Here is an 11,072-nt window from a genome sequence, read left to right as displayed (position 1 = left end):
GGCGCTTTTATTTCGGGCCTACCATGTCCTCGGGCCGCACCAGCCGGTCGAACTCCTCCGCGCTGACGGCGCCCAGCCGCACCGCCTCCTCGCGCAAGGTGGTGCTGTGCTTATGCGCTGCCTTCGCGACCTCGCTGGCTTTGTCGTAGCCGATATGCGGCGCGAGCGCGGTGACGAGCATCAGGGATTGCTCCATATGCTCCTTGATGCGCGCACGGTTGGCCTCGATCCCCACGACGCAATTGTCGGTGAAGCTCGCCGCCACGTCGGCGATCAGCTCGATCGATTGCAGCATGACATGCGCGATCAGCGGCTTGAACACGTTGAGTTCGAGATGCCCTTGGCTCGCGGCAAAAGTGATGGTCGCTTGATTGCCCATCACCTGGCACGCGACCATCGTCACCGCCTCGCATTGTGTGGGGTTCACTTTCCCCGGCATGATCGATGAGCCTGGCTCATTCTCCGGCAAGATCAGCTCGCCGAAGCCGGAGCGCGGGCCGGACCCCAACAGGCGAATATCATTGGCGATCTTGAACAGCCCCACGGCGACGGAGGCGATCGCGCCGTGCGCGAAGACGAAAGCGTCATGCGACGCCAGTGCCTCGAACTTGTTTTCCGCCGTGTAGAACGGCAGCCGCGTCATTTCCGCGATCTTCGCCGCGAACGACTTGGCAAAGAGCGGACTGGTATTGAGTCCGGTGCCCACCGCCGTGCCGCCCTGCGCCAGCGCGTAAAGCGAATGCAACGTCAACCGGATGCGCTCGATGCCATGATCGATCTGCGCCGCATAGCCGCCGAATTCCTGCCCCAGCGTTAGGGGAGTGGCATCCTGTAAATGCGTCCGTCCGATCTTCAGGATGTCCTGAAAAGCTTCCGCCTTGTCCTTGAGGGCCTGGTAGAGGCGGGAAAGTGCGGGGTTCAACCGATATGCGATCTCCTCGGCCGCTGCGACATGCATGGCCGTTGGAAACGAGTCGTTGGAGGATTGGCCGAGATTGACGTGATCGTTGGGGTGAACCGGGCTTTTGGTGCCCCGCGCGCCGCCCAGGATCTCATTGGCGCGATTCGCGATCACCTCATTCAGGTTCATGTTGGTCTGGGTGCCGGAGCCGGTTTGCCAGACGACGAGGGGAAAATGCGCATCGAGCTTGCCATCGATGACCTCCTGCGCGGCCTCGGTAACGGCGTCGGCGACGCGCGCCTCCAAGAGGCCGATCTCGCGATTGGTCATGGCGGCCGCTTTCTTGACCATGGCCAGCGCCCTGATTAGGGGCTTCGGCATGATCTCGCCGCCGATGCGGAAATTGCGTTTCGAGCGCTCCGTTTGAGCGCCCCAATAGCGGTCGGCCGTGACCTCGATCGGCCCGAACGCGTCGGATTCGGTGCGGGTTGAGCCGGCTTCGGAGAGAAGGTGGCCTTTATCTTGAGGCATAGTGTCTCGTCCTTTCGACGGCGTTCGGTGCCGCTCGCGTCTGGCTGCAACCGAATGCCCTACCTGCGGTATAGGGCCATAGGCTATAACATCGCTCTAAGGCGGGGAGAACGCGGTCCTTCTTTTGCGACCTTCTGCCGAGGAGGACGAAGCATGCCGGGACCAATCCCCGGAAGCTTCGGATGAGGAGGGGAAGTGGCTGAGGTGACGGCGAAACTGGCGCTGCCCACCCCTAGGGCGGAGCGCCTGGCGGTGCAGGTTGCGCGCCTTCTCGGTCTGACCGTGAGCGCGTTCGGCACCCTTGTGCTCGCTGGCTGGCGCCTCGATATCCCGGCCCTCATTCAACCGCTGCCCGAATTCGGCCCAATGCAGCCCAATGCTGCCCTCGGCATCGTCCTCGCCGGGCTGGGGCTGTTCTGCTTCACGGTCCAGATGCTGCGCCCCGTCGGACGCGTCCTCGGCTTCGCCGTGGTGGTGCTGGGTCTCATCACTCTCAGCCAGGACATCTTCGGCTGGGAGTTCGGGATCGACGGCGCGCTGTTGCGCGAAAGCGCGACGGCCCCGGTCGCGACGCGGATTCCCCCCGGAATCGCAGTCTCGTTCCTTCTGTTCGGATTGGCGCTTTTCAGCGCACGGGACGGCAAGTTCGCCTCCGGGCTGAGCCAATTCCTGGCCGTGCTCATGCTCGCCCAGGTTTTGATCATGCTCGCCGGACACGCCTATGGCGTCGCCACGGCCTATTACCCGTTCCCCTTCACCGCGATGTCGCTCTACGGCGCGATCGCCACCTTCCTTCTGGCGCTCGGTCTCCTTCTCGCCACGCCCGACTACGGCGTCGCCGGTGCGATTCTTGAGCAGTCGCCCGCCGGCGAGATGTTGCGGCGCCTTCTGCCCGGCATTCTCGTCCTGCCGCTCGTGATCGGCTGGTTCGCGCATCAGGCCGAGGTGCAAACCTACTACGACAGCGCCGCGACGCTTGCGCTCTTCGCCGTCGCCAGCATCGTGGTCCTCGCCGCCTTTGCCTGGACCACGATTGGCGCGGTGCGCCGCGCCGATCGCGACCGCAACGAGGCGCTGGTCGAGCTGCGCGGCCAGCGCGAATGGCTGAGCACGACGCTCGGCAGCATCGGCGACGGCGTGATCGCCACCGACCCGAATGGCAGCGTCCTCATCCTCAATAAGGTTGCAGAGGACATGACTGGGTGGACGCTGGCGGAAGCGCGGGGGCGCCCGATCTGGGAAGTGTTCCGCGTGATCGACGAGACCTCGCGCAAGCCGGTCGATGATCCTGCGCTGAAGGCGCTGCGCGACCGTTCGACGACGCGGCTCGAAGCCGGCGCGCTTCTGAAGGCCCGTGACGGCCGCGAAATCCCTGTTGAGGACAGCGGCGCGCCGATCCTCGGCTCCGATGGCTCGCTCGCCGGCGCCGTGCTGATCTTCCGCGATGTCACCGAGCGCAGGCGCGCGGCGGAGCGCCAGACTATGCTGGTCGGGGAGCTCAACCACCGCGTCAAGAACGCGCTCGCCATCGTGCAGTCGCTGGTGCAGGCGAGCCTGCGCCAGGCCACGACCAAGCCCGCGCAGGCGATGGCGCAAACCCTCTCGGAGCGGCTGCATGCGCTGCATCGCGCGCATGATCTGCTGCTCCAGTCGCAGTGGTCAGGCGCCAGCCTCAAGGCGATGGTCGAGCGCGAGCTGGAGCCCTATCAGCGCGACGACGGCCAGCGCATCACCATCAAGGGGCCCGACGTGCTGCTGCCGCCGCAATGCACCTCGATCATGGCGATGACCCTGCATGAGCTAGCCACGAATGCCGTTAAGTACGGCGCGCTGTCGCAGAGCGACGGCGAGCTGGCCGTGAATTGGAAGATGGGGCGGGGAGGGCGCCTGCTGCTGACCTGGGACGAGCGCGCCACGATCCTCAATCCAAAGCGCGTCAGCGGCTTCGGCATGCAGCTTATCGACAAGGGCATCCGCCATAATCTCGGCGGCGAGACCAAGGTCGATTTCAGGACCACCGGCCTCTACGTGGAGCTGAACGTGCCGCTGGACCAGTCGCAAGAGGCCCGCGCGCGCCAGACACCGGCGACCGCGCAGGCGTCTTAAGCCGTCTCTCATTCGAGCGCGCTGATTTCCTCATTGGCGTGGCGCAGCGCTCGGAGAACTCGCGCGTCAGATTGCTGAGAATGGTGATCATGATGTTGGGGTGCTCGGCGGCCAGCTCTTGCAGCTGCTCGACGGCGAGCCCGTAGCAGATCACCCGTTCGTCGGCGATGATATCGGCGGACCGCTTGCCGCCATCCAGCAACGCCATCTCGCCGAATAAACCCGGCCCGATCGACGCCACGCGCTTCTTGCTGGTCGTCCTGGCCGGGAATCCGAATCTGCACGCTGACCGTGCCGCGCGCCACCACGAAGAACAACTTCGCGTCGGCGCCTTCGCGGATGATGATCTCGCCCTTGTCGAAGGTCAGCGGGCGGATGAGCGTCTCAATCAGCTTATATTCCGCCGGCGTCAGTCCCTTGAAGAGGTCGATGCCAAACAGCTTTGGATCGACCTTGCTCAGCTCGGGGATATAGTCGGCGGGCCTGCCGCCGATGATCCCGCGGACGCGGGCATGCAGCTCGGCGAGATAATCTCCGACGGGGACGAGTCTGGGCGATGGCTCTGCCTGTGGCAGGCGAACGTCTTGCGTACTCAATCGACCCCCGGCCAATCGCACTGGGCTACCCGACACCAACCTTAGGCAGATCCTGCATCCGATAAAAGCAGGAGATCAGGCCCGCACAAAACTTTGTGCAGGGCACCGCTGCGGTGGAAAGGCGGGTCGTTACGTTAACGAAAGGCTATTTCTTGCGGAAGTGATCGAGCTGCACGATCTCGGCAGGCGGCTTCACCAACGTGACTTTCGCAGGCGCGGCCTCCGCGTTGTCATCATTCGACGTTTCGGGCGAGGTGGAGCGGTGCTCGTCGGAATCCCCGACGAGATCGGGCAGCGCTGCCGCCAAGTGTTGTCGCGCGGAATCGTTGGCGGCGCCGGGCTTGCCGAACTGCAATCCGAATTGCGCGCTCGGATCGTAGAACGCCTTTACCGCGCGGAACGGGACGACCAATCGCTCCGGCACGTTATAGAAGGAGAGCTTTACCTCGAAGCGATCGTTCGTCACTTGCAGGTCCCAAAACTGGTACTGCAAAACGACGGTCATCTCCTCCGGATATTGCTCCTTGAGGCGCTTGGATATGGAGACGCCGTCGGCGCACGTGTCGAAGGCGATGTAGAGGTGGTGGTCGCCGGGAAGGCCGTTTCTCTGCACGAGCGTCAAGACCTGACGCACGACGCCCCGAAGGGCATCTTGCGTCAGAACGTCGTACCGGATTTCGTTTGCCGCCATGGCTCGTCGCCCCGCTCCGCGACGTGAGGCAGAAGGCTACCCCGTCAGATAAAGTGGAGGGCTTCTGTTGGCCGGTGCCCTCCGAACCGCGCCTAGGCGCCGCGAAGCGACTAGGACTTGATTTTAAGGCTATCGCGCTGCTTACGCGGCGAGACGAGCCTCCGCATAGTTGTCATTGGCAACTATAGGGTTGGTCCGATAACGGCGGTACCATGCCGGGCGAAAGCACGACTTTTACACCCTCGTCGAGCCTGTTTCGCCCCCGCCGGGATTCAGAAGTCGCAAAATCTGATCGCTTCGAGATCATGCTTCTGGATCCTGGTGGAGGCGCCGGGTACTGCCCCCGGGTCCGAATAGGCTTATTTTGAAGGCCATTTATCGCCATAGCCGGCTTGCGCCGACGACTCCTATATAGGCTGCTTCGCGCGCAAAAAAAAGGTTGAGATCGGGCTTATCCCGGTGCGATAGCCTCAGCCGCCCGAAAGTCTAGTCGCGCTCGATTTCGACGATGGCCCCCGACCAGGCGTCCACTTTGATCTCGATCTCCCGGCCGCTCGGATCGTCGCCTTCCACCTTCCAGAAACCATGCTTGAGCTTGATCTCTTCGATTTCGACGATGCCCTTGTCGAAGGCGATGGCGCGCACGTCCTCGATCGTGAGGGGGCTTTTCGCGAAAGCGGGCAGGGCGAGGACACGCAGGGCGAGGACACCAAGGCCCAGTCCGAGAATGGCAGTCCACAGGATTTGTCGCATGACAGACACCTTTTGCGCGGGAATCGGTAATGTTCGACCCATGATGGTCGTTGCACCCTATATCCCCGTCCAAGCCGTTTCCAGCCGAACCCGGCGTGAGCTTAATGGGCTTGGTTTGAAGGCAGGAGGCTAATGGATTGCGCCAATATCTTGAATTGCTCGCTCGCCTGCGCACGACCGGCCTACGCAAGGCCGATCGGACGGGGACGGGCGCCCTGAGCCTGTTCGGCGCGCAGATGCGCTTTGACCTTGCCGACGGCTTTCCGCTGCTGACGACGAAGAAGCTGCATGTGAAATCCATCATCCACGAGCTGCTGTGGTTTTTGCAGGGCTCCACCAATATCCGCTATCTGAACGATCATGGTGTCGGCATCTGGAACGAGTGGGCCGACGCGAACGGCGATCTCGGTCCCGTCTATGGCCGGCAGTGGCGCTCCTGGCCCACGCCGGACGGCCGCCACATCGATCAGATCTCGGAGCTTGTCGCGGGCCTCAAGCGCGATCCGGATTCCCGCCGCCACATTGTCAGCGCCTGGAATGTCGGCGAGTTCGATCGGATGAAGCTGCCGCCCTGCCACTGCCTGTTTCAATTCTATGTCGGGGACGGCAAGCTGTCGTGCCAGCTCTATCAGCGCTCGGCCGACATGTTTCTCGGCGCTCCCTTCAACATCGCCTCCTACGCGCTTCTGACCCAGATGGTCGCGCAGGTGACGGGGCTTCGCCCAGGTGAGTTCATTCACACCTTCGGCGACGTGCATCTCTACCTCAACCATCTCGATCAGGCCGACGAGCAGCTGGAGCGCAAGCCCCGCGCGCTGCCCGTCATGGAAATCAATCCCGAGGTCACCTCGCTGTTCGATTTCGCGTATGAGGATTTCAAGCTAGTCGGCTACGACCCCTACCCGGCGATCCGTGCCGAGGTGGCGGTGTGAGTGTCGGCAAACACGCGAGTGACCCGGTGATCGCTCTCGTCGTCGCCATGGGCGACAATGGCGCGATCGGGAGGGGCGGCGACCTGCCCTGGCATCTCGGGAGCGACATGCGGTATTTCCGCCAAGTGACCATGGGCAAGCCCATCGTCATGGGGCGCCGCACCTTCAAATCGCTTCCCCGGGTTCTCGACGGCCGCCTCAACATCGTGCTCACGCGAGACCGCGGATTCGTCGCGCCAGACGCCGTTATGGCCTACTGTCTGGAGGAGGGGCTCGAGGCTGCGCGCCGGTCAGCCGCGCGGACCGGCGCGGACGAGATCATGGTGATCGGCGGCGAAGACGTCTTCCGCGAGGTACTGCCGCAAGCGGGGCGCATTTATCTGACCGAGGTTCACGCCTCGCCTGATGCCGATACCTGGTTTCCGACGCTTGATTCGACCGAATGGCAGGAGGTTTCCCGTGAAAAGCATGCGGCCGGGCCGAAGGACGATTACCCTTTCAGCTTTGTTCTGCTGGAGCGCCGATAGGGCGTCCGCATTGCACCGGCGGGGTGACTATTCTATAAACCACGAAAGCCTTGTCGCAGGGCCGCCATTATGATGCCGCTACTGTCGGGCGGTTCACGCATCGGCGGTTTCTCGCAAAATCCATCAGCAAATTTCGGGACCTGTAGCGATCATGCCTTGGAGCAATCAAAGCGGCGGCGGTGGCGGTTGGAAGGGCGGCAATGGCGGCCCTTGGGGTCCGCGGCCCGGTGGCGGCGGTCAGCAGCCCGACCTTGAGGAAATCCTGCGCCGCAGCCAGGACCGGCTGCGCCAGGCCATCCCCGGCGGCCGCATGGGCGGCCCGTTTCTCGGCCTTATAGTACTTGGGCTGATTGCGATTGTCGGCTTTTTCGGTTTCACCGTGCGCGTCCAGCCCGACGAGGTTGGCGTGGTGCTCCGCTTCGGTGAGTTCGTTCGCCTCCTGCCCGACGGCCTCAATTTCCGCTGGCCCTATCCCGTCGAGCGCGTTGAGCTGCCCAAGGTCACGCGCATCAATCGTACCGAGATCGGCATGCGCGGCTCCTCCGATACCCGTGACGCCGCCAGCACTATCCGCGACGTCCCTGAGGAGAGCCTGATGCTCACCGGCGACGAGAACATCGTCGACATCGATTTCGTCGTGTTCTGGCAGATCAGCAGCGCGCCAGATTATCTCTTCAACATTCAGAACCCGGCCGGCACCGTGAAGGATGTCGCCGAAAGCGCTATGCGCGAGATCGTGGGGCAAAGCGATATCGAGCCGATCCTCACCGCGGCCCGCGCCAAGACCGAGGCCGCCGCCGAGGATCTCATCCAGCGCACGCTGGACGGCTATGGCGCCGGTATCAAGGTCGTGCAGCTCCAATTGCAGAAGGTCGACCCTCCGGCGCAAGTCATCGACGCCTTCCGCGACGTGCAGGCCGCCCGCGCCGATCAGGAGCGCTTGCGGAACGAAGCGCAAGCCTATGCCAATCGGGTCATCCCCGAGGCACGAGGCGAGGCCGAGCGGATCCTGCAAGGCGCGCAAGGCTATCGCGATCAGGTGATCGCCGAGGCGAAGGGTGAGGCGGATCGCTTCCGCCAAGTGCTCGACGAATATGTCAAGGCGCCGGACGTCACCCGCCGCCGCATCTTTATCGACACCATGCAGCGGATCCTCACTGACACCGACAAGATCATCATCGACGGCAAGGACGGAGCGGGTGTGGTGCCATATCTGCCTCTTTCGGAGCTACAGAAACGCGCCCCGGCCACGACCCGCGAAGAGGGGCCCCAGCAATGAGTCGCGCCCTCCTATCCGCCGTCCTGCTGGTCTTCGGTCTGGCCGCGGTCGCGGCCTATCTGACGCTCTTCACCGTGGAGCAGACCCAGCAGGCGCTCGTGCTTCAATTCGGCAGCCCGAAGCGGCTGATCACCGAGCCCGGTCTGCAATACAAGGTGCCGTTCGTGCAGAACGTCGAATATTTCGACAAGCGGCTTTTGGACCTCGACTCGTCCCCGCAAGAGGTCATCGCGTCGGACCAGAAGCGGCTCATCGTCGATGCCTTTGCGCGCTGGCGCATCACCGATCCGCTGCTGTTCTACCAGGCGGCTGGCAGCGAAGAAGTCGCGCGCTCGCGTCTCGGTGCCATCCTCGAAGCCTCGCTCCGGCGCGTACTCGGTTCCTCCAACTTTGAGGCCGTGGTGCGCGACAAGCGCCAAGGGCTGATGAAGGACATTACGGCGCAGGTGGACCGCGAGGCGAAGGCCCTGGGTGTGACGGTCGTCGATGTGCGCATCAAGCGCGCCGATCTTCCCGAGGCGAACAGCCTTGCCATTTTCCGCCGCATGCAGACCGAGCGCCAGCGTCAGGCGGCCGAGATCCGCGCGCAAGGTGAGGAAGCCTCGCGGCGCATCCGCGCCACAGCGGACCGCCAGGTCACGGTGCTGAAGGCCGAAGCGACGGGCGAGTCGGAACGGCTGCGGGGTACGGGCGACGCGGAGCGAAACCGCGTCTTCGCCGAGGTCTTCACGCGCGACCCGGACTTCTTCGCCTTCTATCGCTCGATGCAGGCCTATGAGGCGTCCATGAAGGCGGGCGATACGCGGTTCCTGCTGAGCCCGGATTCGCAGTTCTTCCAGTATTTCAACAATTCCTCCGGCGTCGCCCCGCAAGGGTCGAATGCAACGGGCGCGCAGCCCGCCCCCGCGCCGGAAACGCCCGAAGGTGCGGGCGAGGGCTCTCCGGCGCCTGCCGCGGACGCCGCGTCCAGCACCCCGCCCGCTTCCGTCGGTAGCCCAGTCGTTCCTGCGACGCCGCCGGCGCAATGAGCGATTGCTGCCTCGATGCGCGATCTAGCGGTGGCTTTTGGCCTTGTCCTCGTGATCGAGGGGCTGTTATGGGCCTTGGCGCCGTCGCTTGGCCGCAAGCTGCTGCAAGCCACCGCTGAAGCTCCCGAGCAGACCGTGCGTCTTGCCGGCGCCATTGCCATCGCGGCAGGCGTGCTCGTGGTATGGGTGGTGCGCGGCTGACGCGAGCAATCCTGACGCCACCTGCCTTCGCCGGCGCTTTGCGCTAGACTGCCTGTAATGTTGTCCGAAGGCGCGGGAGCGCTCGCCTGATGCAGAAAGATTGTGCGAAGCGCGTAAGGACCGGTCCCGGGCTTCCCCGCGCCGCGTTCGCGGCCGCCTTGATGGCGCTGTTTCTCGCCGCCTCGCCCCTCCTAATGACGGCTGGCCTCGCGCGTGGCCCGGAATCCGTGGCCGAGGTCGCCGAGGGCTTGCAGGATACCGTCGTCAATATCTCGACGACGCAGACCCTGAAGGGCTCCAAGGAGGAAGGCGCCCCGAGTGGCCCCGGTCCCAAGGGCTCGCCGTTCGAGGAGTTCTTCGACGATTTCTTCGATGAGGAGGGTGGCGACGGTCTCCCGCGCAAGGTGAGCTCGCTCGGTTCCGGCTTCGTCATCGACTCGTCCGGCCTGATCGTCACCAACAATCATGTCATCGAGGGCGCGGACGAGATCATCATCAACTTTACCAATGGCCGGAAACTCAAGGTTACCAAGATCCTCGGCCACGATCCCAAGACCGACCTCGCGCTTCTTAAGGTCGAGCCCAAGGAGCCGTTGAAGGCCGCGAAGTTCGGCGATTCAACAAAGATGCGTGTCGGCGATTGGGTTATGGCGATCGGCAACCCCTTTGGCCTCGGTGGCACCGTCACCGTCGGCGTTATCTCCGCCACCAAGCGCGACATCAATGCCGGCCCCTATGACGACTTCCTCCAGACCGATGCCGCCATCAATCGCGGCAATTCGGGCGGCCCACTTTTCGACATGAACGGCGAGGTCATCGGCGTGAACACGGCCATCATCTCGCCGACCGGCGGCTCGATCGGCATCGGCTTCGCCGTTCCCTCCAATACCGCCCTTCAGGTGATCGATCAGCTCAAGCAATATGGCGAGACGCGGCGCGGCTGGCTCGGCGTGCATGTGCAGAATGTCACCGAGGAGATCGCTGAAAGCCTTGGCCTGCCGCGGCCGAGCGGTGCCATGGTTGCCAAGGTCTCCCCCGACAGTCCCGCAGCCACGGCAGGCATTGAGGCAAGCGACGTGATCCTCAAATTCGACGGTCAGCCCATCGAGTCGATGCGCAGCCTGCCGCGCGCGGTCGCCGCCACGCCCATCGGCAAAGAAGTCGAGATCGAGCTCCTGCGTAAAGGCGCCGCGACTAAACTCGAGGTGACGATCGGGCGGCTGCCCGCGGAAGAAGAGATCGAGGAGCCGGAGGCGGCCGACGAGGAGCAGGATGAGACCGAGCGCGAGACGCTGCTCGGCCTTTCCATTGCGCCTCTGACCGACGAGTTCCGCACCCAATTCGGCATCGGAAAAACCGTGCAAGGCGTCGTCGTTCTTGAGGTGGATCCCGCCAGCGTCGCGGCACAGAAGCAGGTGAAGGCCGGCGACGTCATTGTCGAGGTCACGCAGGAGAAGGTCTCGGAGCCGCAGGACGTGCTCGCGCGCGTCGAAGCCGTGAAGCAGGCGGGACGTAAGTCGGTCTTGC

12 protein-coding genes and 1 other RNA gene are annotated in these 11,072 nt (G+C 63.9%); 8 read left to right on the top strand and 5 right to left on the bottom strand.

Annotation, left to right across the window (positions count from 1 at the left end; translation table 11 throughout):
• Positions 1–7 precede the first annotated feature (7 nt).
• On the bottom strand, positions 8–1,432 hold the full coding sequence (gene fumC, locus ACR2J1_RS07465) for a class II fumarate hydratase (RefSeq protein ID WP_434018705.1): 1,425 nt from the start codon (positions 1,430–1,432) through the stop codon (positions 8–10).
• Between the two features lie 195 nt (positions 1,433–1,627).
• On the opposite strand from fumC, the gene ACR2J1_RS07460 reads away from it, so the two are divergent.
• On the top strand, positions 1,628–3,538 hold the full coding sequence (locus ACR2J1_RS07460; protein WP_434018704.1) for a sensor histidine kinase: 1,911 nt from the start codon (positions 1,628–1,630) through the stop codon (positions 3,536–3,538).
• Here the strand turns inward: ACR2J1_RS07460 and ACR2J1_RS07455 are convergent.
• A complete protein-coding gene (locus tag ACR2J1_RS07455; protein WP_434018736.1) occupies positions 3,441–3,746 on the bottom strand; it encodes a hypothetical protein in 306 nt (101 codons plus the stop codon). The two genes, ACR2J1_RS07460 and ACR2J1_RS07455, sit on opposite strands and share 98 nt — an antisense overlap.
• Positions 3,747–3,786: 40 nt before the next feature.
• On the opposite strand from ACR2J1_RS07455, the gene ACR2J1_RS07450 reads away from it, so the two are divergent.
• Positions 3,787–4,179 carry a hypothetical protein gene (locus ACR2J1_RS07450; RefSeq protein WP_434018703.1) on the top strand — a complete coding sequence of 131 codons (393 nt, stop codon included), beginning with the start codon at positions 3,787–3,789 and terminating at the stop codon, positions 4,177–4,179.
• Between the two features lie 100 nt (positions 4,180–4,279).
• On the opposite strand, the gene ACR2J1_RS07445 is transcribed toward ACR2J1_RS07450, so the two are convergent.
• The 3 genes from ACR2J1_RS07445 to ACR2J1_RS07435 form a co-directional block, all read right to left on the bottom strand.
• The gene (locus ACR2J1_RS07445) at positions 4,280–4,825 is read right to left on the bottom strand and encodes an SspB family protein (protein ID WP_434018702.1); all 546 of its coding nucleotides are present in this window, start codon (positions 4,823–4,825) and stop codon (positions 4,280–4,282) included.
• A 52-nt stretch (positions 4,826–4,877) separates the two neighbouring features.
• Positions 4,878–5,266: a transfer-messenger RNA gene (gene ssrA / locus ACR2J1_RS07440) on the bottom strand.
• A gap of 45 nt (positions 5,267–5,311) precedes the next feature.
• Positions 5,312–5,578, bottom strand: a complete 267-nt coding sequence (locus ACR2J1_RS07435) for a PepSY domain-containing protein (protein WP_434018701.1) — start codon at positions 5,576–5,578, stop codon at positions 5,312–5,314.
• Between the two features lie 137 nt (positions 5,579–5,715).
• On the opposite strand from ACR2J1_RS07435, the gene ACR2J1_RS07430 reads away from it, so the two are divergent.
• From ACR2J1_RS07430 to ACR2J1_RS07405, 6 genes are all read left to right on the top strand, one after another.
• Complete coding sequence (locus ACR2J1_RS07430; protein ID WP_434018700.1) at positions 5,716–6,510, top strand: thymidylate synthase; 795 nt, start codon at positions 5,716–5,718, stop codon at positions 6,508–6,510.
• Complete coding sequence (locus tag ACR2J1_RS07425) at positions 6,507–7,037, top strand: dihydrofolate reductase (RefSeq protein WP_434018699.1); 531 nt, start codon at positions 6,507–6,509, stop codon at positions 7,035–7,037. Before ACR2J1_RS07430 ends, ACR2J1_RS07425 begins: the two co-directional genes overlap by 4 nt.
• A gap of 151 nt (positions 7,038–7,188) precedes the next feature.
• Positions 7,189–8,316: an FtsH protease activity modulator HflK gene (hflK, locus tag ACR2J1_RS07420; RefSeq protein WP_434018698.1), complete on the top strand. Its 1,128-nt coding sequence runs from the start codon at positions 7,189–7,191 to the stop codon at positions 8,314–8,316.
• On the top strand, positions 8,313–9,344 hold the full coding sequence (gene hflC / locus ACR2J1_RS07415) for a protease modulator HflC (protein WP_434018697.1): 1,032 nt from the start codon (positions 8,313–8,315) through the stop codon (positions 9,342–9,344). The genes hflK and hflC overlap by 4 nt, the downstream gene beginning before the upstream one ends.
• A gap of 15 nt (positions 9,345–9,359) precedes the next feature.
• Positions 9,360–9,545 (top strand): DUF2065 domain-containing protein, encoded by a 186-nt coding sequence (locus ACR2J1_RS07410; protein ID WP_434018696.1) that lies wholly within the window; start codon positions 9,360–9,362, stop codon positions 9,543–9,545.
• Between the two features lie 89 nt (positions 9,546–9,634).
• Positions 9,635–11,072, top strand: a 1,438-nt coding sequence (locus tag ACR2J1_RS07405; RefSeq protein WP_434018695.1) for a Do family serine endopeptidase, incomplete at its 3' end; no start/stop codon positions are given.

Source organism: Methyloceanibacter sp., assembly GCF_050999895.1.
Taxonomy (GTDB): domain Bacteria; phylum Pseudomonadota; class Alphaproteobacteria; order Rhizobiales; family Methyloligellaceae; genus Methyloceanibacter.
The sequence above is the reverse complement of the archived record's forward strand: the minus strand, read 5'-3'. Positions and strand labels throughout refer to the sequence as shown.

What these genes read in the sequence shown, in the direction of transcription:
- ACR2J1_RS07455 (WP_434018736.1), bottom strand. Translation starts at nt 3,746, where the DNA reads ATGGCGTTGCTGGATGGCGGCAAGCGGTCCGCCGATATCATCGCCGAC.
- hflK (WP_434018698.1), top strand. Translation starts at nt 7,189, where the DNA reads ATGCCTTGGAGCAATCAAAGCGGCGGCGGTGGCGGTTGGAAGGGCGGC.
- ACR2J1_RS07410 (WP_434018696.1), top strand. Translation starts at nt 9,360, where the DNA reads ATGCGCGATCTAGCGGTGGCTTTTGGCCTTGTCCTCGTGATCGAGGGG.
- ACR2J1_RS07435 (WP_434018701.1), bottom strand. Translation starts at nt 5,578, where the DNA reads ATGCGACAAATCCTGTGGACTGCCATTCTCGGACTGGGCCTTGGTGTC.
- fumC (WP_434018705.1), bottom strand. Translation starts at nt 1,432, where the DNA reads ATGCCTCAAGATAAAGGCCACCTTCTCTCCGAAGCCGGCTCAACCCGC.
- hflC (WP_434018697.1), top strand. Translation starts at nt 8,313, where the DNA reads ATGAGTCGCGCCCTCCTATCCGCCGTCCTGCTGGTCTTCGGTCTGGCC.
- ACR2J1_RS07445 (WP_434018702.1), bottom strand. Translation starts at nt 4,825, where the DNA reads ATGGCGGCAAACGAAATCCGGTACGACGTTCTGACGCAAGATGCCCTT.